Annotated in this window: 19 protein-coding genes; 5 read left to right on the forward strand and 14 right to left on the reverse strand. The window is 66.9% G+C overall.

The window, feature by feature from the left end; genetic code table 11:
- The first annotated feature begins 72 nt into the window (after positions 1 to 72).
- Positions 73 to 1,056, forward strand: coding sequence for a glycosyltransferase family 4 protein (locus MUG98_RS02145; RefSeq protein ID WP_265110541.1), 984 nt, complete (start codon positions 73 to 75; stop codon positions 1,054 to 1,056).
- On the forward strand, positions 1,057 to 2,151 hold the full coding sequence (locus MUG98_RS02150) for a glycosyltransferase (RefSeq protein WP_265110542.1): 1,095 nt from the start codon (positions 1,057 to 1,059) through the stop codon (positions 2,149 to 2,151).
- A gap of 71 nt (positions 2,152 to 2,222) precedes the next feature.
- Here the strand turns inward: MUG98_RS02150 and MUG98_RS02155 are convergent, their stop codons facing one another.
- On the reverse strand, positions 2,223 to 2,753 hold the full coding sequence (locus MUG98_RS02155; RefSeq protein ID WP_265110543.1) for a hypothetical protein: 531 nt from the start codon (positions 2,751 to 2,753) through the stop codon (positions 2,223 to 2,225).
- 170 nt (positions 2,754 to 2,923) lie between these two features.
- Between MUG98_RS02155 and MUG98_RS02160 the strand changes: the two genes are divergently transcribed.
- Complete coding sequence (locus tag MUG98_RS02160; protein WP_265110544.1) at positions 2,924 to 4,201, forward strand: cation:proton antiporter domain-containing protein; 1,278 nt, start codon at positions 2,924 to 2,926, stop codon at positions 4,199 to 4,201.
- 10 nt (positions 4,202 to 4,211) lie between these two features.
- Here the strand turns inward: MUG98_RS02160 and MUG98_RS02165 are convergent, their stop codons facing one another.
- The 13 genes from MUG98_RS02165 to MUG98_RS02225 form a co-directional block, all read right to left on the reverse strand.
- Positions 4,212 to 7,691 carry an ATP-dependent helicase gene (locus tag MUG98_RS02165; RefSeq protein WP_265110545.1) on the reverse strand — a complete coding sequence of 1,160 codons (3,480 nt, stop codon included), beginning with the start codon at positions 7,689 to 7,691 and terminating at the stop codon, positions 4,212 to 4,214.
- Between the two features lie 213 nt (positions 7,692 to 7,904).
- Entirely contained in the window at positions 7,905 to 8,858 is a 954-nt protein-coding gene (locus tag MUG98_RS02170) for a PD-(D/E)XK nuclease family protein (protein ID WP_265110546.1), read from the reverse strand.
- A complete protein-coding gene (locus MUG98_RS02175; protein ID WP_265110547.1) occupies positions 8,848 to 11,043 on the reverse strand; it encodes a PD-(D/E)XK nuclease family protein in 2,196 nt (731 codons plus the stop codon). The genes MUG98_RS02170 and MUG98_RS02175 overlap by 11 nt, the downstream gene beginning before the upstream one ends.
- A gap of 141 nt (positions 11,044 to 11,184) precedes the next feature.
- Positions 11,185 to 11,373: a hypothetical protein gene (locus MUG98_RS02180; RefSeq protein WP_265110548.1), complete on the reverse strand. Its 189-nt coding sequence runs from the start codon at positions 11,371 to 11,373 to the stop codon at positions 11,185 to 11,187.
- A 186-nt stretch (positions 11,374 to 11,559) separates the two neighbouring features.
- Positions 11,560 to 11,706 carry a DUF1328 family protein gene (locus tag MUG98_RS02185; RefSeq protein ID WP_265110549.1) on the reverse strand — a complete coding sequence of 49 codons (147 nt, stop codon included), beginning with the start codon at positions 11,704 to 11,706 and terminating at the stop codon, positions 11,560 to 11,562.
- A gap of 243 nt (positions 11,707 to 11,949) precedes the next feature.
- Positions 11,950 to 12,348, reverse strand: coding sequence for a helix-turn-helix transcriptional regulator (locus tag MUG98_RS02190; protein WP_265110550.1), 399 nt, complete (start codon positions 12,346 to 12,348; stop codon positions 11,950 to 11,952).
- 189 nt (positions 12,349 to 12,537) lie between these two features.
- Positions 12,538 to 12,768, reverse strand: coding sequence for an Rdx family protein (locus MUG98_RS02195; RefSeq protein WP_265110551.1), 231 nt, complete (start codon positions 12,766 to 12,768; stop codon positions 12,538 to 12,540).
- A gap of 199 nt (positions 12,769 to 12,967) precedes the next feature.
- Positions 12,968 to 13,759 carry a 5'/3'-nucleotidase SurE gene (gene surE / locus MUG98_RS02200; protein WP_265110552.1) on the reverse strand — a complete coding sequence of 264 codons (792 nt, stop codon included), beginning with the start codon at positions 13,757 to 13,759 and terminating at the stop codon, positions 12,968 to 12,970.
- A gap of 377 nt (positions 13,760 to 14,136) precedes the next feature.
- Entirely contained in the window at positions 14,137 to 15,669 is a 1,533-nt protein-coding gene (locus MUG98_RS02205) for a small ribosomal subunit Rsm22 family protein (protein ID WP_265110553.1), read from the reverse strand.
- Positions 15,666 to 16,472 (reverse strand): prephenate dehydrogenase/arogenate dehydrogenase family protein, encoded by an 807-nt coding sequence (locus MUG98_RS02210; RefSeq protein ID WP_265110554.1) that lies wholly within the window; start codon positions 16,470 to 16,472, stop codon positions 15,666 to 15,668. Before MUG98_RS02210 ends, MUG98_RS02205 begins: the two co-directional genes overlap by 4 nt.
- Before the next feature lie 197 nt (positions 16,473 to 16,669).
- Entirely contained in the window at positions 16,670 to 16,969 is a 300-nt protein-coding gene (locus tag MUG98_RS02215) for a DUF8036 family membrane protein (protein WP_425601072.1), read from the reverse strand.
- Between the two features lie 39 nt (positions 16,970 to 17,008).
- Entirely contained in the window at positions 17,009 to 17,314 is a 306-nt protein-coding gene (locus MUG98_RS02220; RefSeq protein WP_265110556.1) for a winged helix-turn-helix domain-containing protein, read from the reverse strand.
- Positions 17,315 to 17,375: 61 nt separating this feature from the next.
- Positions 17,376 to 18,851: a molybdopterin-dependent oxidoreductase gene (locus MUG98_RS02225; RefSeq protein WP_265110557.1), complete on the reverse strand. Its 1,476-nt coding sequence runs from the start codon at positions 18,849 to 18,851 to the stop codon at positions 17,376 to 17,378.
- 333 nt (positions 18,852 to 19,184) lie between these two features.
- Between MUG98_RS02225 and MUG98_RS02230 the strand changes: the two genes are divergently transcribed.
- Both MUG98_RS02230 and MUG98_RS02235 read left to right on the forward strand, forming a co-directional pair.
- Positions 19,185 to 21,137, forward strand: a complete 1,953-nt coding sequence (locus MUG98_RS02230) for a rhomboid family intramembrane serine protease (protein WP_265110558.1) — start codon at positions 19,185 to 19,187, stop codon at positions 21,135 to 21,137.
- A 96-nt stretch (positions 21,138 to 21,233) separates the two neighbouring features.
- Positions 21,234 to 22,289 (forward strand): NAD(P)/FAD-dependent oxidoreductase, encoded by a 1,056-nt coding sequence (locus MUG98_RS02235; RefSeq protein WP_265110559.1) that lies wholly within the window; start codon positions 21,234 to 21,236, stop codon positions 22,287 to 22,289.
- Positions 22,290 to 22,295 lie beyond the last annotated feature (6 nt).

The raw sequence follows: 22,295 nt of genomic DNA on the forward strand, positions 1-22,295 counted from the left end.
GAGTTCGACCGCGCGCCGGGCCGGACCGGCGGTCTCGATCGACGGACGGAACCAGCTCGGGTGTATTCAGGTATGAAAATCAGCCACTACTTCGAACTCGAGGCCCACGTCACCGGCGGCATCCGGGAATCGGTCAAGAACCAGCGGAAGATGCTGGATCGGCTGGACCTGCAGTACACGACCGAACCGACCCTCGACGCCGACGTCTTCCACTGTAACCTCATGGGACCTCGATCCGTCTGGTACGCGAAGCGGGCGCGCTCGCGAGGCATCCCCGTCGTCGCGCACACGCACGTGACCGCGGAGGACTTCGGGGACAGTTTCCGGTTCACGAACGCGCTCGCGAGGCCCCTGAAACCGTACCTCGAGTGGGCGTACGGACTGGCCGACGCCCTGGTCTGTCCCTCGGAGTACAACCGACGGCTGCTCGAAACGTACACCGACGTGCCGACGAGCGTCATCTCGAACGGCGTCGACCGCGAGAAACTCGAGGGGTTCGAGTCGCTCGAAGCGGAGTACCGCGACCGGTACGACCTCAGTCCACCCGTCGTCTTCCTCGTCGGCCACGTCATCAAGCGCAAGGGACTGGAGACGTTCGTCGAACTGGCCCGACGACTGCCGGAACTGGACTTCGCGTGGTTCGGTCCGCTCGACCGATCGCTGAAAGGGCGAGAAACGCTGTCGTTGATCGACAACGCTCCGGACAACTGTACGTTCACCGGCTACGTCGACGACATCCGCGGTGCGTACGCGGCGGGCGACATCTTCTGCTTCCCGACCCACGAGGAGAACGAGGGGATCGCGCTGCTGGAGGCGATGACGGCCGGCAAACCGATCCTCGTCCGGGACATCGAGACGTTCTCGTGGCTCGAGGACGGCGAAGACTGCCTGAAGGTGTCGGGGTCGGGGGTTGGCGCGTTCGAAGACGCACTGGAGCGACTCAAAGATCCCGATCGGCGGCGGCGACTCGGAACGAAGGCGTCGGCCCGGAGTGACGCGTTCTCGCTCTCGGCGGTCGCGGATCGCTACGAAACACTGTACGCGGAGGTGGCCTGAATGAAAATCGGATTTTTCACGGACAGTTACTTTCCCGAAATCGACGGCGTAACGTACACGATCGACCTCTGGCGCGAGAAGTTAGAACGAAACGGGCACGAGGTGTACGTCGTCTATCCGGACGGCGACTACGAACCGGAGGAGCGAGAGATCCCCGTCAAGTCGCTTCCGAACCCGTTCTACGCCGGATACCGGATCCCGCTGTTCAAACGGTCCTCGACGCTCCCCGACCTCGACGTCGTTCACTGCCACGGGCCGGCTCCGGTCGGCATCCTCGGCCGATACTACGCGTGGAAACACGATCTGCCGGCTATCTATACCCATCACACGCCGCTCGAAGAGTACTTCCACCAGAGCATCAAATCGAAGTCGATCGCAGCGCTCCTCCGGAAGGCGTACGTGCCCTGGGAGAACTCGTTGCTCCGGAGTTTCGACGTCGTGACCGCCTCGACGACACGAATCAACCGCGACGTCCAGCACGTTCAGCTTCCGGTCGGCATCGACACGGAGTTCTTCCAGCCGACCGAGACGGACTGGTACTCCGATCCCGAGCGGACGGTGATCGGGTACAGCGGACGGCTCAGCATGGAAAAAAACGTCAGCGAGATCCTCCGCGTGGCCGCCGAGTTGCCCGACTACGAGTTCGTCATCGTCGGCGAGGGACCGTACCGTGACAGACTCGAACGGGACGCTCCCGACAACGTGACGATCCGTGAGTTCCTCTCCAGGAGCGCGTTACCGATCTTCTACTCCTCGATCGACGTCTTCGTGACTGCCTCGACCGCGGACACCCTGGGTCTCTCGACGCTCGAGGCCAACGCCTGTGGGACCCCCGTCGTGGCCCCCGACGTCCCGCCGTTCGATCGAACGATCGGGCCCGACAACGGCGACCGATTCGAGTACGGCGACCTCGAGGCGATGGCCGACAGAATAGAACACTGTCTGGAAACCGAATGGGACACCAGAACGGCCGTCGAACAGTACGCCGTTCATCGAACCCTGACGGAACTCGAGCAGATGTATTTCGAGACGTCGCTCTCGAAAGACGAGACGGCGGTCGAAACCGGGAGCCGCTGGCAACCCACCGACGATTAGCGGATCGACGACCAAGTAGACATCCGTAACGACGGATCGTCGGCGACGCCGACCAGTTCGTCACTTTCGAACTACGTGTCGCGATCTCTCCCCCCGCCATCGACCGTGTACTCCGGGATCCAGACCGGCATCGATCGATCCTTCGACCACTCGAACAGGTGGCGTTTTTCGTTCGCGTAGTAGTACCTGTAGGCGTCGACGTAGTCGTCACCCGTCCACGGTCCGGTCAGTTGCGGGGGGCCCTGCCGGCCCTCGATCGGCCACTCGAGGTCGAGAACGATCCGATCGTCCAGGGATCGAACGGTCGCCCAGCAGCCGTGGCGATCCGCCGGGTCGTGGTCCCACCGGTAGCGCCACTCCTCGTGGGCCGCCTCGGTGTAGTCGCGCAGGTACTGCCAGTTGTCAGGGGACCGCGCCGCCCATCGGGTTAGCGGGTTGTCGGGGTGCGTGAAGTACAGCGCGTCGGATTCCGGGTAGCCGTTCAACTGAACCGCGGTCGTGAGTACCATCGAACACTCGAAGACGCTGCTCGTCACGTGCCGGTCGACGAGCCACGCCGCGGCCTGCTCTACGTCCCGATCGAGCCAGAAGGCGTCGACCATTCGATCGGAGGGACGTCGCGCAGGGAGTTAGCCGTCACACCGGTGACGATCGATCGTCCGTCCGTGGTTCAGCGCACGCAGGCCGAACCACTATTCCGTCGTCTGCGGAACTGGCGTACGGGTAGTCGGGTTCCAGCAGCGTCGGCCTCGGGACGATACGATCGACACGCATGCAAGAGCTGAACGTCGCACTCGTTACGATCGGTGGGTTGACGCTGCTGTTGAGTCTGATCGGCGGGTTACTGAAAAACAGGATATACTTCCTCTCGGAGCCGATGGCCGCGGTGATCCTCGGGATCGTGATCGGTCCCCTGGGGCTCGGTTTGCTCCGTCTCTCCCACTGGGGGGATCCGTTCACGATCACTGAGCAGTTCGCCCGGCTCACTGTCGGACTCGCCGTCATGGCTGCCGCACTCCGGCTTCCCCGGCGGTACTTCCGGGAGCACGTGCGCTCGATGGCGGTGGTTCTGGTTCCGGGAATGATCACGATGTGGCTCGTCAGTGGCGCGCTCGTCTACGCGCTGTTGGGCGTCCCCGTCTGGGTCGCGTTGCTCGTCGGAGCGATCGTTACGCCCACGGATCCGGTTCTCGCGGGAACGATCGTCACGGGCAGCGGCGCAGAGGAGAACATTCCGCGATCGATTCGATCCGTCCTCACCGGTGAATCGGGCGCGAACGACGGGCTGGCGTATCCGCTCGTCTTCCTGCCGATACTGGTCCTCGAACACTCACCGCAGCGGGCGATCGTCGACTGGGTTCTCGAGTCGCTCCTCTGGGAGGTCGGTGCGGCCGTGGTGATCGGTGCGGCCGTCGGCGCAGCCGCCGGCTGGATCGAGCGGGAGTCCCACGACCACGCGTTCCTCGAGGAGACCTCGCTGCTCACCGCGACCGTAGCGTTAACCTTCGCCGTGCTGGGTGGCGTCAAGTTGCTCGGAAGCGACGGCATCCTCGCGGCGTTCGTCGCCGGATTGCTGTTCAACCGATTCGCCGACGCGGGCGACGAGGCCGACGAACAGAAGGTCCAGGAGGCGGTGCTTCGCCTGTTCACCGTCCCGGTCTTCGTCGTCTTCGGGCTGACGCTACCGGTGGAGCAGTGGCTCGCGCTTGGCTGGGCCGGGGTCGCGCTCGCGGCCGGCGTGTTGCTCCTCCGGCGCGTTCCGATGATGGTCATGTTCTCCCGCTTCGTCGAACCGATCGACGAGAAGCGAGGTGCCCTCTTCGCGGGCTGGTTCGGCCCGATCGGCGTCGCGGCCATCTTTTACGCGATGGTCGCGGATCGGCTAGTCGGGCAGGGGATCGTCTGGGGGGCGACCAGTCTCGTCATCGCGAGTTCGGTACTGGTTCACGGTATCACGGCGACGCCGTTGACGAAACTGTACGGCCGCACGACCGGGCGGTCCCGGGAGGAGTCGAAACGGCCGGACGCGGCGTCTTTCTCGGGAGAGTGAGCTACCACCCTCACTCGGAGAACGCGTCGTCGGCGCAGCCGAGCGACGTGTGCATGCAGTCCCGGCAGTGGGGGCCACACTGGGCAGTTCCGAACTCGCTCTCGTCCGCGGTCCGGAGGTCCGCCGTCAACTGGGATCGCCTGTCCAGCAACTGGGCGGCGGAAAACAGCTGGACGTCGGGACCGTTCGAACCGACGTAGACGTACCCGGCCGTTCGGATCGGCGTCGAGAACACGTCCCGGGCGGCGAGGAGGTACAGCAGCAACTGGTAACTCTCCCCCGGTTCCGTACGCTGACTCCCGGTCTTGTAATCGAGGATCACGACGTTCCCGTCGTCGTCCCGCTTGATCGCGTCGATCGCACCGACGATCGGACCGCTCAGGTCCGGGTCGTAGTCCGCGAGTTCGAACGGGACTTCCGCGCCGAGCGATTCCCAGTCGGCGGCCCGTGTCTCGAAGTATCGATCGACGCAGGCTTTCGCCCCCGGAACGGCCTCCTCGAGGTCGTGGAGTCGCCCGAGTCGATCGCAGGCCGTCCGCCACTCGTCGGGATCGGTGTAGTCCCGCCAGAACGCCGCTTCCGCGACGAAGTGGAACAGGTTCCCGATCGCGACGGGTGACGCGCCGGTCGCGTCGGACGAGTCCGGGAGGCTGTACCCGAGCGGGTCCGCGAACGCGTCGACGACGTGATCGAGTACGTGACGTCGGTCGCACTGCCCGACCGTCTCGACGGCGCTGTGGCTGTGACGACGCTCCAGTTCCCGCGCGACGCCACCCGTGAGGTCCGTCCGGAACCCGACGGCCTCGGGATCGACCGACGAGAGCGTCCCCGCGCGGAGTTGCCGGGCCAGTCCCAGCGCCTCGTCGATCGCGTCGTCGAGGGCGATGGGCGTCTGGAAGTACTGGAGCGACATCGACTCGCGGTCCAGTCCGGCGTCGATCTCCTCCGTGAGATCGGTTCTGAACCGCTCGTCGAGTCCCTCGTAGCTGTCGGTGATCCGGTCCCAGACGTCCATGTGCGGGCCGGCGACGCTCCACTCGACGTCGTCGGAGAGGTACTCGTCGAGTTGGCTGGCCGGGACGTCGGGCGCGTCGGGGTCGGTGCCGAAGAGGAACAGCCGTTCTTTCGCGCGGGTCAGCCCGACGTGGAGCACCCGCCACTCCTCCGGTACTTCCCCCGCCGAGTGGTCGGTCCACAGCGAGGTGGTCCGATCGCCGTCGACGAGATCCACGAGCGCGGCGAACGAGTGGGTCGACCGGGGATAGGGGTTCGGAACGTCCCCGGGCGGGAGCGGCGGCCAGTTGTCGGCGCTCAGGAACGGGAGCATCACGACGTCGAACTCCAGCCCCTTGGCCTGGAAGATCGTCATGACGTCGACCTTGTCCCCCGTCCCCTCCGCCGTCTCCAGTTCGCCGCCCGGCTCTCGTCTGGTGACCTCCCCCTGCAGTTCGAGATACGAGACGAACTCCTCGGTGAGCATCGACTGCGTGACCCGGCCCTCGTCGAACGACTCCATGAGTCGTTCGATCGCGGCGAGTTCCCGCCGCTCGGAAGCCGTCAGGAACCACTCGAACCGCGTCTCCCGCTTGAGTTCGGCGTAGAGTTCCGAGATCGACAGCCGGTGGCGCTCCGATCGGAGGGTCTCGACGTCCGCCCGCGCTCGCTCGATGCGCTCCGGCGCGGCGAACTCGCTCGCCGGCCGATCGGCCATCGCGCGGTACGTGCTCGTCTCGCCGCGGTTGAGCCGCTCCAGATCGGATTCGGGGACGCGGTAGAACATCGCCAGGACCCGGCTGAGACTGCCGTCGTCGTGTGGATCGACGAGCACCCGGAGGAAGGCGAGCACCGTCTCGATCCCCGGAGACGTCCTGGCGCCCATGTCGTGGGCCAGTTCGTAGGGCAGACAGGCCTCGTCGAGCTGGGCGGCGACCAGATTGGCCTGTCGCTTCGTCCGGACGAGTACGGCGACGTCACCCAGCTCGGGTGCCTCGATCGCGGCGAGTTCACCCTTGACCAGCTTCGAGATGGCCGTGCTGACCTGTGCCGCCTGCTCGTCCTCGTCGTCCGCCGCGTCGACCGTGACGACGGCGTTCTCGACGTCGTCTTTGAACGCGTCGAGTCCGTGCGTATCGGCCGGCAGGTCGGCGACCAGATCGAGGATCGCGTCCGGCGATCGGAAGTTCAGGTCCAGCGTGTAGCGTTCGAACCCGTCGAGTTCGCCGGTGATCCGATCCATGTTCTCGGGGTGGGCACCCCGCCACTCGTAGATCGCCTGGTCCTGATCGCCGATGACGAACAGCTCCGTCTCGGCGCCCAGCGTGGCGATGAGGTCGAGTTGCGCGTCGTCGGTGTCCTGGAACTCGTCACAGAGGAGCAGATCCCACTGGTCGACGATCCCCGATCGGACGGCGTCGTCCGCCAGTAACGCGGTGGCCTGCCGAATGAGATCGTCGTAATCGAGGGCCTGCTGAAACTCGCCGTCACCGGCGAGTTCTCGCTCGTAGGCCCGGTAGCCGGGGAGGAAGTCGTGGGTCTGCTGGAGCATCTCGACGTAGGCGACGAGCCGTCCGATCGGCGTCTGGTAGGTGTCGGTGAAAAAGGAGGGCACGTTGCCGGCGAAGAGGACCTGCGGGACGAACCGCTCGTACCAGCTCGAAGCGCCGTTCAACAGCAGGTCCTCCAGTTCGTCGACGAGGTCGACCATCGAGCCGAGGTAGTCGGCCACCTCGGCCTCGACGGGCGTCCCGGATTCGAGCCCCCGCTGTTTGTGCTCGAGCACTACCCGGTACTTTCGGAATCGATCGCGAAACGCGAGCGGATCGTCGGTGAGAGTCGGGTTCCGATCCGTGTCGAACAGCCGCCGGCCGAGGTCGTGCAGTTCCCGGACCAGTTCCGACAGGCGGGCGATCGTGGCGGTCTCGGGTAGCGTTTCGGCGACCTCGTCGGGAGTGACGCCCGCCCGTTTGACGTCCTCGATGAAGTCGATGAGGTCTCGCTCGACTCGGTCGGCACCGGTCCGGGCGTCGATCGGTTCGACGAACCGGTACTCGAGGTCGTCGACGAGCGACTGGACGATCGCCCGGCGGTCGTCGTCGGTGACGAGGTCGAAATCCGGCGCGAGGTCGAAGTAGTAGGCGTACTCGACGAGCAACTGCTGACAGAACGCGTGGTAGGTGTACGCGTCGACGTCGTACCCCCGCCCGTCCGCGAGCAGGTCGCCCAGGTCGTCCTGGATGGCGTGGGCGGCCTCGTTCGCGAACGTCAACACGAGGACGCGCTCCGGCGACGCCCCGCGGTTCTCTATCGCGTCCTCGATCCGCCACGCCATCGTCTGCGTCTTGCCGGTGCCGGCCCCGGCGCTGACGAGGATCCGCTCGTCCGTCGCGGCGATGACGTCGCGCTGGTTCCCTCGCGGCCGGAGTTGCGCGTCGTCCGTCGCGACGGCATCCGGAACTCCGTCGCCCGTGACTGCTGGCCCTCGATCGGTCATGGTCTCGGCCCTCGATCGGTCATGGTCTCGGCCCTCGATCGGTCATGGTCTCGGCCCTCGATCGGTCATGGTCTCGGCCCTCGATCGGTCATGGTCTCGGCCCTCGATCGGTCATGGTCTCGGCTCCGGAGTGTACGCGTGGGACAGCGTCGCTCGTCGACGCGGTTCGGTCGTGTCGTCCCGATTTCGCGCCGGGACGTGACCCGCCACCCGTCAGAATTGCACCTCCTCGTTGATGTAGTCCAGACACATCGACTGGTACTTGCAGCGGCGACAGGACCGGGCGACGACGTCGTCCCACCGATCGGCGGCCGGTTCCCAGTCCTCGTCGACGATCCGTCCGGCTGCCTCGGCGAGGACGTCGTCACACGCTCCGCCGGCGTCCCAGCAGGCGTCCGTCACGTCCCGCCGATCCGCGACCACCTGGGGGCCGGACCGGGGTGCCTGCCCGTCGTCCTCGTAGTCCGGGTAGGTCTCCTGGGCGATCGCGTAGTAGCGGTAGCGGACGTTGTGGACGTCGATCCCGTGGGCCGCCGCGACGGCGTGGATCGTCGCGTACGCCCGGAGGACGCTCCCGACCTGCCGGGGATAAAAGCCCTCCCGGTCCCGGTAGTCCGCGACTGGATCGCTGTAGGGGTTCTCCCAGACGATCCCGTCGAGTGTCGTGACGAACCGTGCGACCTCGTAGGTCCCGCCGTCCGTCAGACAGCAATCGACGGGACAGGCGAACGTGTACCCACCCGCCGAGTAGGCGTAGGTCCCGTCGATCGCGAGCGCGCCTTCGGCGTGGGCCCGCCCGTACTCGTCGACGTAGTTCGCGACGGCGTTCCGGATACTGGCCTCGTCGTACCGCCGGTGACGGGCGGTCGCGAGCCGGGAGTCGGCCTCGGTCGACGCGTCCAGCCGCTCCTGCAGGGACTCCATCGCCGTCTCGCGGAGCGTCGCGTCGTCCCCTCCGTCACACCGCTCGAGCGCCGACGTGACGACGTCCCGGTACAGCCCGGTCCGGCGATCGATCGCGTCCCGGGTCGTCCGCGTGTAAATCGCCTGGCGGTGTTCGTACTGGTACTGGCGGGGACAGCGGAGGTACGTCTCGATCTCGTCGAGCCCGATCGGGTCGTCCGCGTTCGCGTCCGGGTTCGACGCGGGCTCGCGATCACTCGCCATCGCGTCCCTCCGACCCGTGGTCTCCATCGCGTCCTCCCGTCCCGCAGTCGCCACCGCGTCCCACCTCGCCGAGGGCCCGATCGATCTGTGCGTACACCGCCTGTTCGAACCGCGGGTCGAGCTCGTCGGACTCGAGCAGCGCACCGATCGCCCCGAACGATCGCTCGGCCCGTCTGAGATCGTACTCGGAACCCGTACTGGCCGCTCCCTGGATCCGTTCGAGCTGGTCCCACGGCTCCGACAGCACCGCCGTGCTCGCCTCGCCGTGCGTGTAGATGCCACGTTCGGCGTCCTCGGAACCGATTTCGACGACCGGGACCGCCTCGCGGTCCTCGAGGTCCGTGAGATAGCGCGAGCGGTGCTGTCGTTTGCCGAGCGCCGACTCGTTCGTCCGCGACGTACAGCAGTAGAGGCGCTGGCCCGCCGCTCGCGCCCCGATCGCCAGCTGACGTCTGGCGAGTTCGGCGTAGTAGGACTCGTAGGGTTCGTCTATCGTCTCGGGTGCGGTCTCGAACGTGGCCCGCACGTCCGCGGCGGTGGGCGTCGTCACGCCGGGGTAGCCAGGCATCTCCCGCACCCACTGGCGGGGAAACAGCTGGGTCAGCTGTCTCGATTCGGGATACTGGCCCTCGTGGACGTTCACCAGGAACACCGCCTTCCGCCGGTCGTGTTTGCAGATCCGGACGGCGTCGACGAGCACGCCGCTCTCCTCGACGTCGACGGCCGTCGAGTAGGTGTCCGAGGCGACGTAGGTGATCGCTCGCTCCAGCATCCGCACGAATCCGTCCCAGGTGTTCGCCAGGTAGTCGGCCGTCTCGACGAACGCCGCGACGTCGAGCACCCGCTCGACGTGGTGAAATTGTGCGCGCGCCTCGATGGGTTCGCTCTCCGCGATCCGCCGTTTGAGGTCGGTTTCGAGGATCCAGCGGCCGAGTTTCTCGGGAACGCCGGATTCGTCGGCCACGGCAGCGAGCGCCGCTTCCGGCCACCCACCCAGCCGATCGGTGAGGATCCGGCGGGCGCGCTCGCGGCCCTGGCGATCGGACGCGGCGTGATACGCGGCGAGGGCGTGGAGTTCCCGCACCGCCCGGTCCCCGCTCAGGCCCGTCACCGTCGCGGACGCGGTCGGGATCCCGGCCCGCTGGAGCACCCGGCGGGCCGTTTGAATCGGCCCGGTCGAGTCCTTGACGAGGACGGCGACGTCGCCGTAGGTCCAGTCGTACTCGGTCCGGAGGTAGCCGATCTCGTTGGCGATCGTCGCGAGTTGGTCGTAGAGGGTGTCCCCGGTGATCGCGTAGATCGGTTCGTCGACCCCTTCGAGGACCGACTCGTCGCCGGTTGCGAGATACCGGGCGACTGCGCCGGGCGCTCCGGCCCGCTCGCGACGCCGAACTGCCGGTTCGACCGCCAGTTCTCCCCCGAGATCCTCGAGCGAGCCGGGTTCGTTCCAGACTCTCGCGATGCTGGCGTGTGCCTCGCCGAGGCACACCAGCTCCGCGTTCTCGCCGAGCGCCGCGAGATACTCGCGTTCGACCGCGCCGAACTCCTCGAATCCGACGGCGACGATCGCCTCGAACTCCCGCTCGATCGTGGATCGGACCTCGTCGTCGTCGAGCGCCGCGATGGCCCGCGAGAGCACGTCGGGGCGTTCGACCCACCCCTGCGTCGCGAGCCAGTCGTGAAACCCCTCGCGAACGGCCTGCAATTCGGCGAGTAACTCGCTGTGGGGTCCCCGTTCCGACGCCGAGGGGAGGTCGAAGCCGCCGCCGTAGCTCGCGGCGAGCAACACTCGACCGACGTCGCGGCCGAACGACTCGTGGCTCGCCGCGCCGGCGAAGTAGTCGTTCTCCCACGTGTGACCGTCCAGGACCATCGACAGGGTCTCGATCCGTTCCACGTCCGAGAGAATGCGCGCGTCAGGAGCGCGTTCGGTCACGACGGTCGACGCGTGTCGCGAGACGGTCTTGACGTTCGGCCGCCCGAGGAGATCCAGTTCCTCGACGAGGGCTCGTGCGAAGTCCTCGATGCCCGTGGGAAATCGCTTCAGGACCAGAATATCGGTCACGTCGTAGCCGCGATCGGTGCGCAACTCGTCGTACACCGCGGCCGCGTGCGCCGCCAGCGTGCCGCCTTCGAACGGCACGACTCGCAGTTCGCCCCGCAGCGGGTCCGACTCAGCTGCCATGCGCCAGCGGCGATCGGCTCGCGTCACTCCGGGGACCGTACATATGACGCAGAAACGGAATGTCTCGATAAATAGTTTGTGGGGCGGTGGCGGCCCGTCCGCTACAGTCCAGCCGCCGGTCCGGGGACGGATTCGGGGCCGTTAGCCGGTCCGGGGATCGGACTCCGGGTCACCGGAATCGTCGACGACGTCGAACTCCGTCGATCCACACGAACAGCCGCCCTGTCCGATGATGCGCGTTTCGCCGTCCGGCCACTGACGCGCAGCGTACACGGACTCACACTCCGTACACGCCGCGAGCACTCGTCGCACGTCGTCGTTGTGCGCCATCGCTGCCGGTCGAGTACGCGTACCAGCAGAAAGAACGTTTCCACTTCTGATCTATTGCGGGAGTGTTAAATTCCCGCGAGGGAACGGCGTCCCACAGGGTACTCGGGCGTTGACGTCGGGGCCGCGTGCCTCGCGGACGTCGTCGGGGTCCGCGGGAGCCACTCCGACCGGTGACTCGTCCGCGCCTTACAGCAACAGGGAGAGGACGGCGAGCACCAGAAACGCCAGGACGAGCCACTTCCCGATCGCCATGCTGAGTCCGGCGACGCCGCCCGCGCCGAGCGCTCCTGCAACGATCGCGATCACGAAGAACAGCAGTGCGAGTTCTAACATATCCGTATTCAGGACGGTTTGTCGGAAGTGGGTTTGGCTTGAATACGCCGCCCGTGCCGCCCCGTAACGGCTCCGCGAGCGGCCGACGCCGCACGACGACCGTCTGACGTGTCGCGTCGGCGATGAACCGCCCGATCACGGTTAGTGCTGTGACGAAACGAACGAAAGAGCGGAAACGGGACAGACTCGGTCGCTGAACGTCAACGTGCCGATTGGGCGGCATCGAGGAGATCCAGTGGCGCGTTATTCGTTGAGGTGTCCACGATACCCCTTCGGTTCGAATCCACGGCGACAGATCACCCGCTTGCGACCTACGGTGATCGCGCTGATCTGGTCGTCGTCTTCCATCCGATCGATGACGGTCTCGAGCCGGTCCTCCGTCCAGCCGGTTTCCTCCTGGACCGTCCTCTGGTTGACGCGTCCGCCGCGTTTCACGAGGAGCCTGAGAACTTTGTCCTCGTCGGGGAGGTCCCGTTCGTCGACGCCGTACTCGATCTGTTCTGCGTAGCTCAACGTTTCGTCGTCCTCCTCGGCGGCCGATCCTTCGGGCGCGGTCGCCGTGGACTCGGTCGATTCCCCCTCGTCGGCGGCGCTCGAAGACCAGAGGGACGAGAGTCGAGTTCGAAGTGCACTGAATACCATGTGTCGATCACCCTCCACTGAGACTATCGCTGCTTGGACGCGCTCCTACCTTGATCTTATGTTTCACCATTTATATATTACCACTCGTAACCGTCCGGGTATATCTGTTGTGACACTCGCGTCACCGAATAGCCCCGGCCTTGCGACCCGCAAGTCGGTTATTTCCTCACTATTCCGACATCCGAACGGCTAGAGCCGCTCCCGGACGCTACGGACGATTTCGTCGACGTCGTACTCGTCTTGCTGCTTGTCGAAGACGACGTCCCCGTCCGCCCGGACGATGAAGACGCCCCGATCGCCCGTCTCGAGCGTGACGGCGTCGAGTTCCTCACCGAACGACGTCAGGAGGGCGTGCTGGACGTCCTCTGCGCGGCTCAGGAAGCCACACGGGACGCAGTACTCGATTTCGACGGTCGTCATACCGGAGCGTTCGGTTCCCCGGTATAAACCGTTCCGGGTCGGCGGGGACGATCGGTTCCGGACGCCGGTCGGTCGACGATACAGAACGCCGGTTCGCCGTCGATCGATCCGGCCTGCGCCCGGTATCGTAGTCACTGAACGTCGGCGCACACCCGATCGCACGTCGACTGTGCGATCGGTGAGGACGTGGAAAACGGGATCAGCGGCTACTATAGGTCGCCGCGAGGTCGTCGAGAATTTCGTGGTGGTTCGTCGCGTGCGGGGCCGTCAGCGGCGAGACGCTGATGCGGCCCTCGACGACGGCCCGCCGATCGGTTCCCTCGGGATCCGGTAACGACTCGGGGTCCATCGCCTCCCAGACGCGGTCCGTGAGGTGGACGGCGTCGCCGTTTCGTTCGGCGTCCATCTCGTAGCGCTTCGAGGGGCGCGTGATCTCGATCGGGGCCGGTTCGCCGTCCGGCAGCGGGACGTTGACGTTGAGATAGGCGGCGTGGTCGAAGACGCCAGCGTCGAGGGCGTGTTCGGCGAGGAACGTCGTCACGCGCGCCGCTTCGGCGAAGTCCTCGGTCGTGACCTCGAACTCGTAGTAGGGGGTCTCGTCGTCGGCGGGGACGTACAGCGAGGTCGCGATGGCAGGGACGTCGAAGAACGCGGCCTCGACGGCCGCGCTGATCGTCCCCGATCGCCCGAGGACGTACTCGCCGAGGTTCGCACCCTCGTTACAGCCCGCGACGACGAGGTCGGGAAAGGGGCCGAGTTCCGCCAGTCCGGCGACGACGCAGTCCGCGGGCGTTCCCTCGACGGCGTAGCCCAGGTCGTGCTCCCAGACGTCGACCGCGTGCGAGATCGATCGGCCGCAGGCGCTCTTGTCGCTGGCCGGGGCGACGACGGTTACGTTGGCGTGCTCGCTCAGGGCGTCGTACAGCGCCCGGATCCCGGTGCTGTCGATCCCGTCGTCGTTCGTCAACAGGATCTCGAGGTCGTCGCTCATGTTCGTTCGATTTGTCGGGGACGCGAAAAGCCCACCGCTTCCGGACACTGGCGTGTGGCTGCTCGATCGGGTTCCGATACGCTGGCCACGAGGAGCGAATTGACGGCGTCGGCGGCAGTCGACCTCGAGCTGCGATGCCGGGCCGGATGCCGACGATCGGTGGTGGTTTCGATCTCGGTGGTGTCGGCGATCCGGCTGTCCGTCGCGACCCGAATCGGTAGCGGTACTCGAGTCGCGGCGGCACGCGACAGCCACAGGGGAGCGCGATCCCGTCGTGCGATCGACACAGTGCTGCTGGAAAATCGACGTATGCACTCGCTGCGGGACTGCCCCGCAACGGTCACGAGAGCAGTGCTCACCGATCGACGTCGTCGCGTCTAGGCGATCCGATCGACGATCGTCTCCTCGTCGACGACGAGGTTGTACGCCTCCTCGTCGTCGTTCCAGAGGGCGAGGATCTGCTCGAAGGCCAGGACCTCGCCGTAGTCGGCCTCGAGCAGCGCCCGGTTGAGCGAGGTCTCCCGGGTGAGGACGGCGTAGTGGTCGATCGACTCGCTGCCGTCGCTGATCTTGAACAGGGGGTTGCCGTCGTCCTCGCTCAGCGAGCGACTGAGTTTCGCCGCCACGAGGTCGATCCGGTTCGTGACGTGGCGGTCCATCTCGGCCATCCGCGCCCACTCGTCGGGATCGAGGTCGAGGTCGATCCGCCGTCGACCGTCGAGTCGAAGCAGCGAGTAGGCGAACTGGACGTCGACGTTGACGAACTCGCCGGGTGCGTGTTCGTCGTCGCCCGCGGGCGCGGCCTCGTCGAGTCGCCGCTGGAACGACGGGACGGCGAGGTCCGGCCGGACGTCGAACGACCAGCCCCGATCGGACGGGGTCTCGCCGGGCCACAGCCGGACCGGCGGGCCGTAGACGGTGACCACGCCCGGTCGATCATGGTCGTCGCCGTCGCCATTCCCGTCGCCGACCGAGACGTCGATCCGCGTCCCTTCGAGCGCGCGTTCGACCTCGCGCAACTGGATCGCGGTGTTCCTGTCCGCCGGTGCCATCGCGAGGAGGGTCCCGTCGGGGGCGAGCAGTTCGAGGGAGCGCTCGGCGACGGCCTCCGGGTCGTCGAGTTCGCTCAGGACGTTACACGCGAGCACGAGGTCGAAGCCGTCGTCGGGCGCGGTCGGATCGAAGCCGTCGCCGCCGGCTGGGTCCGTACTGCGGCCCACTGCGGCCGGATCGAACGCCTCTACGGTCGTCCGGTGGACCGTCGCGTGGACGTTCCGGCCCGTCTCGGCGAGCAGGTCCTCGAGGACGTCCGCCGCCGCGCTCGGTTCGATCGCGTGGTAGTCGAGCAGGCCATCGTCTGGGAGGTAGTCACAGAGCCCGAGCGCGGGGCCGCCGACGCCCGCCCCGACGTCGAGCACGCGCAGGCTACGACCGAGCAGGTCCCGTTCGGCCAGATCGTCCAGCGCGTACTGGACGGCCGCGTAGTAGGCCGGCAGGTGGTAGATCGCGTACCCCGCCGCGACGTCGTCGTCGTACTCGACCGGCCGCCGCTCGAGGTACCGTTCCTTGAACCGGCGGATCGTCGATCGGAGCAGGTCGCCCGTCCCGTCCTCGTGCCAGTTGACGCCGTAGCGATCGACCAGCAGGTCCTCGAGTCGGCCCTCGTAGTCGGCGGGAAACCGTTCGACGGGTCCGCGACGGGGGGAGACCGGTTCGTCGTCGACCGGGACGAACGTCCCGTCGTCGCGTTCGATCAGCCCGAGATCGGCGGCGTCCTCGCGGAGGTGCTGGCGGACGACCGCCGGATGCGGGGTCCCCGAGACGTAGTCGCAGATCTCCTCGGGATCGATCGGGCGGACGTTGCGCAGGTACTTCGCGTTCGACCGAATGGCCTCCCGCTGGTCGCTCACGGGTTATCACCTCCAGTTCCGTCGTCGTTCGGGGTCGCCGAATCGGCCTCGTCGGGAGGCCGCGCGTTCGACTGCCACCTGGCCGCTGCCTCGCGGTACAGCGTCGCGAGTTCGTCGGCGTCGGCCGCGGCGACGTCGGCGGCGGCCTCGGCGACGGCCTCGGCACCGTCGAACGTCTCCTGGATGTCGGCGTAGACGCGTGGCGTTCCCGCCGTCATCGTCTCCACGAGGTTCCGTAGCTCCGCGTAGATCGGCGTCTCGAACCCCTCCGGGACCGCCTCCGCCGCGAGGGCGAAGGAGAGCACGGCGGCGTGGGTCGCCGCCTGCACCGATTCCATCGCCTCGTCGTGTTCGGCCGCCGTCGTCTCGACGAGGTCGTTCCCCCGCGCCGCGAGCGCGTCGAGCAGCGCGTCGGCGGCCGGTCCGGACTCCTCGCGGACGACCGCGATCGAGCCGGGGGCGCGTTCGGGGGCGAAGAGCGGGTGTAGACTCACCCGCTCGAGCGAGGGAGCGTGTCGCGCCATCGCCTCGAGTGGGGGTTCCATCACGCCGGAGACGTCGACGAGCGCGCGCTCCGCCCGATCGGCGTGGGTCGCGATCGCGTCGACGACGTGGGCCATCGGAACCGCGATGCAGACGACGTCGTAGCTGTCGGTCCCCTCGAGTTCGGTAACGTGGCCGTCGACGGCCTCGGCCGCCGCGCTCGCGGCGACAGGATCGACGTCGGCGAACGTCACGTCGGCGTCGACGGCACCACCGAACCACGTCCCCATCGACCCCGCGCCGACGATCAGTACCTCCATCGGACGCGTCTACCGCCCGGCGTCGCAAAAGCAGTTCGATCGATCGGCTGGCGCGCGTGTGCGATTGCGATGACGACCGACCGGGATTGTTGCGCCATCGTCTGGCTGGTGGCAGACCACTACCGGTTCACGTTGGCTGCTGAGAGTTCTATCGACTGCGAAACTCGTTGAGTACCGGTCACCGATGTGCGGACGACTCAGCGCATCGAAACGACCGTCAGGAATACGAGTGCGAGGAACTGCAACCCCCGCATGGCGAGCACCGCCAGTTGTGCCGTACTCGACCCGGAATAGAGCATTCCCATGCTAAAAAAGAACGACAACGCGACGAGGTTCTCGACGAACAGTATCGCGGCGAACGCGAGCAGTCCGAGCGTGAGTGGCGTTCGAAACTCCCGATAATTTCGTCCCCAGACGCTCCCCAGCACGAGGAGGAGAACGATATTCAACCCGGAAAAGACGCTTGCAGCCGTCATCAGTGAGGTCATTTCGGCCATTGTCGATCTGGTATGTCGGTGTCTGTGTTCGCTGCTCTGCTACGATGGTCCGTCGTCGTTCGTGGAGTCATCATCGATGCGGTCGGTGATTCGTTCGAACGCGTCGCGATTGTGTTCGAACCGGTCGGTGAGGAAGTACAGTGCTCCGTAGTCTTCGCTACCCGCTTCGACCACGTCGTGATCGATGAGCATATCCAGATGATGACGAACGGTGTTGTAGTCGAGGTCGAGTTCCTCGGCGAGCTGGTTGGCGTTCTGTGGCCGATCGTCGAGCTGGCGAATAATGCGCGTCCGGTTCGGCCCGCCGCGCGTTCCCGCCAACAGGTACCACAGCGCCTTCTCCATCGCCACTCCGGTAGTTGTACACTGGTGTACCGTAAATCACCCCTACCGTTGTGGACGGTGATCACGGGGCGATCGTTTTCGAAACCCACCCCGTCGCCCCGCTCGGGAACGCCTCCGAGCGTTCTTCCGGCTGACGCTCCCCGGTGCCGTCGATAGCCCGGACGACGACCTCGTGGACTCCCTCCTGCTCGAAGACGTACCGCCACTGTCGCCAGACGTCGTCTCCGGGTAGCGGCTGCGAGAGTTCGGCATCCGCCCACGTGTCGCCCCCGTCGGTCGACACTTCGACGCGTTCGATTCCACGCGTTCCGGCGTAGGCGTGGCCAGCAACCTCGAGACGGCCGTCACCGATGCGTGTGTAGTCCCAGAGTTTGGCGACGGTGTTCACGGGTCCGGTCCCGTGCCACCCCCGCTGTTCCCAGTAGCCGTCCATCTCCTCGTCGAGCAACTCGATCTCGTCGAGCCACTTGACGTTCGTCTCCCCCCAGTGCCCGGGGACGAGGACGCGCACGGGATGGCCGTGGGACCTCGGGAGCGGCTGCCCGTTCATCTCCCAGGCGAGGAAGGCGTCCTCGAGCGCGTCGGTCGGGAACTGGACGAAGTAGTCGTCTTCGGCCCGGAGCATCGCACAGCCACACTCTCCGTTGGGATCGGCCTCCTCCAGGAGCGGCTTGATCGGCGTCCCGGTCCAGACGGCCGTGTCCATCTTCCGGCCGTTGAGCTCCTCGCCGACGCACCGCAAGGTCACGTACCGGTGTTCGATCGGCTTGTCGGTCAACTCCTCGAACGTGACCGTCACGTCGTCCTCGACTTGCCCGGTGAGAGTCACCGACCAGTCGTCGGCCGGCACTCGGGGGTCGAACTCCGCGATGTCGACGTTGTAGAACTCGTCGATGGAACTGACGAGTCCGGGCAGATTGTCGCCGGCTGTGTCGAGGGATTGTTCGTCAGCCTGCTGGAGCAACCGTCTGACGGCATCGCTTATCTCCGCGTTTGCGTCGTATTCGGGATCGGGTCCGAACACCATCCGACCGAAGGCGGCCGACACGCCGACGAACGCGAGCGCACTCGTCGCCGAGACGAGGACTCGCCGCCGGGAGGGATCGTACTCGTCCGCTGTACCCGAACCGATACCGATCCCGGAGAACGCGACCACCGGAACGGCCGCCGCGACGGCGAGCAACGGGTCTGTCGTGATCGCTGCGGTTATCCCCCAGGCGAGGACGCCCGCGAGCCCGACACCGACGACGGGCCGATCCAGCCGTCGTGCGGTCCGGAGTCCGACCAGGGCAGCGCCAGCGAGCAATCCGATCGCGATGGCGAACGAAAGCGCGATGTGCAAGAGGTGGGCCTCCTCGCCGACGTTCTGGATCATCCAGGCGACGATCGCTCCCGGCGTCGTGCGAACGACGAGCGCGTCGATGGGCGCGACGATGAACCGTCTCGTATACCCCGTGACCGCAAACGAGCCGGCCACACCGGTGATTCCGGCCAGGATGGTGAATACTGCGTCGCTGCGGGACGGGTACGTGCTCATAGCATCCAGTTCGGGAGGTGTGTTCAAGGGGGTTTTTCAAAGTCCCACCAAATTCCGTTCGGGTTCGACTCAAATCTCCGCGGAACGGCGGTCTGAAGCCTACTTCTTTCCGTCGCGATCGCTCGCTGGCGGCATATCTCCCCAGAACCCCCGTCGTCTGCGCCCACTCGTGTGCTCGTAGCCCGTCACAGCCCTTGAAACAGTTACATACCGCACCGTACGTAGGGTGCGTGCTCGGGTCCGTTCGTGCTCGGGTGGACGCGCTAACTGCCGCCCTCGATCGGGGTCCGATCGACCAAATCTTTGTGGGTCAGCCGATCGAACGAGCAACCGATGCCGATCACACCGACGCAGGCCGCCCTGGTGGTGACGGTGGTCGTCGCACTCGGATTCGTCTGGTACACGGAGGGGCGGGATCGCTGGCGATCGTTCGTCGCGGACCGGTTCGTCTACGGCGTCCCGTGGGGAACGGTGGCTACCGTCGCGATCGTCGTCGCGTTCTACGTGCTGGTCCAGAGCAGCGTCCGTCACGTGTCCGATCCGGTTACGCTGCCGTTCGTCACGTGGTCGTACTTCTATCCGACCGGGCTGCTGACGGCCGGGATCGCCCACGCCTCGCCCGGACACGTCGCGTCAAATATGGCCGGGACGATCGCGTTCGCGCCGATCGCCGAGTACGCGTGGGGCCACTATCCGCCCTCGACGCGATCGGGAACTGCGGGAACGGACGGCGATGCGACCGCCGACGGGTGGCTCGCACGCCCGTGGGTTCGCGCCCTCGTCGTGTTTCCGGCTGCACTCCTCGCGGCGGCGTTCTTGACGGCGGTGTTCGGGCTGGGACCGGGGCTCGGGTTCTCCGGTGCGGTGTTCGCGATCGCGGGGTTCGCCGTCGTGACGTATCCGATCCCGACGGTCGTCGCCGTCGTCGCGGCGAGCGCGGTCCAGACGCTGTACCTGGCGCTGAGTCAGCCGATCGTCCGGGAGACGATCGATCGGGGTGCGCCCGCCCCGCCGGCGTGGGCCGGGATCGGCTTCCAGGCGCACCTGCTCGGCTTCCTGCTGGGCGTCGTGCTCGGTGCCCTCCTGTTGCGCACTCGAAGGCGGCGACCGGCGGCCGAACGCGTGTTCTTCGCGACGCTGGCGGTCGGACTCGTCCAGTCGCTCTGGCTGCTCGTCTGGTCCAGCGACGACGTCTTCTACCTGTACCGCGGTGTCGGCGTCGTCCTCGTGTTCGGCCTGACGCTGGTGATCACCGTGGCGATCGCGGGCGGCACCCGTCCGCTGCCGCGGCCCCTCTCGGTCCTCCCTCGCGCACCGACGCGCCGACGGCTCGCGATCGGCTGGCTCGCCGTCCTCGCGGTCGGGCTGGTGGGGGCTGCCGTCGCGGGCGTCGTTCTGGACGAGATCCCGCTCGCCCGGACGCTCGGGCCGCTGCTCGTCGTCGCAGTCGTGCTCGCAGTGCCGGCGCTCCTCCCGTTCGTACCCGATCGGGTGTACGCGGGTCCGGTGACGCGTCGCGGGGCCGCGATCGCGCTCCTGATCGTTCTGACGGGTCTCGTCGCCCTCCCGAGTATTCCGTTCAACCTGCTCGTCGTCGGGGGCGACGCCGTGCCCGGATCCGGTGGCGTCGAGGTCGGCGGCTACACCGTGACCTACGAGGAGAACGCGACCGCCGGCCAGACCCCGATCGTCGGCCCGGACCCCGACGACGTGGACGAGGGGGGCGGAGCCCTCGACGTTCGGCAGAGCGGCCTGATCGTCGTCAGCGACGACCGCGAGATCTGGACCGTCGTGGAGCGCGAGGCGGTCCTCGCCCACGAGGGCGACGCGACGGTCGAACTCGGCGGAATCGGCTGGCGGGAGTCCGTCGAGGCGACCCGCACCGGCTGGGACGTCGTCGGGAACGAGAGCGCCTACGCCGTCGATCTCACCGTCGACGGCGAGACGACGCGATCGTTCGCGTCCGCCCCGGTGCGGGCGGGTGCCACGATCGACGGGCACGCGATCGACGTCGATCCGACCGACGACGCGTTCCTGCTTCGCGTCACGAGCGACGGGGACGCGGTCGGCGACGCCGAGATCCCCGAGGTGAACGAGACGGCGACGATCGGTCCTGTCGAGTTCTCGACGGAGCGAGCGGCGAACGGCGAAGGCGATGCCGATGGAGGGTCCGGCGATGACGGCGAGGGCGACGACGGCGACGCGGACGACGAGCGAGTGCGAGTATTCGCGTCGATCGACGACACCGAAGTCCTGATCGCCGAGCGCGAGACGTACGCCGACTGATCGAGACGCCCGATCGAACCCGCCGTGGCTCCGACGTCGGCAGCAGCCGACGCTGTTCGGACACAGGTTCTTCAGGTCAGGCCCCGAAGGCCGACCATGACACGGATCGGCATCGTCGGTGCGGGTGCGGCAGCCGCAGCCGCGACGTACGCCCTCGACGAGGCGATCGACGACGCGTCCGTGACGGTCCTCGAGAAGTCCCGCGGCGTCTGCGGCCGGGCCGCGACGCGGCGGCGCGGCGACGTCGTCTACGACTACGGCGCGAACTACGTCAAATCCGAGGACGATCGGGTGGTCGACCTCCTAACCGGGACGCTCGACACCGACGGACTGGTCGACGTCGAGGAGCCGATCTGGACGTTCGACCGCGACGGGACGGTCTCGGAGGGACGGGACGCCGACGAGCACAAGTGGACCTACCGACAGGGGCTCACCCAGATCGCGAAGCGGCTGTTCGCCCGGACGGACGCGACCATCCGGCAAGAGACGCGGATAGATCGGCTGATCCGGGACGCGAACGCCGGACCTGCCGATCCCCAGTGGCGACTCGAAGACGATGACGGGGAGACGTGGGGACCGTTCGACGTGCTCTGTCTGAACCCGCCGGCTCCACAGACCGCCGAGTTGCTCCGATCGGCCGCGTGGGACGCAGACGTCCGGACGTCGCTCGTCGACGCGATCGAGGACGTCCCCTACCGGACGGTCTGGACGGGCGTCCTCCACTACCCGTTCGAACTCGAGAAGCCCTACTACGCGCTGGTGAACGCGGACAAGGACCACGAGATCGGCTGGGTCGCCCGCGAGGAGTGCAAACCCGGCCACATCCCCGAGGGCGAGTCGCTGCTGATCGTACAGGCCAACCACGACTGGTCGGTCGCCCACTACGACGACGACCTCGGCGAAAATATCCGGGCGCTGGCGGCGATGACTGTCGATATCCTCGACGACGATCGGCTCACCGATCCCGACTGGACCGACCACCAGGGCTGGCGGTACGCACAGCCGGAGGCGGGAGTGCTCGAGGGACCGCTCCGGGCGGCGGAGGACGCGAACCTCTACTGTCTCGGCGACTGGGTCGCCGGCGAGGGACGGATCCACGCCGCGTTACGAAACGGGCTCGACGTCAGTGAGCGGATCGTACTCTCGCGGTGAGACCGG

It is taken from the genome of Halosolutus halophilus, assembly GCF_022869805.1.
In the GTDB taxonomy this organism is placed as follows: Archaea; Halobacteriota; Halobacteria; order Halobacteriales; family Natrialbaceae; genus Halosolutus; species Halosolutus halophilus.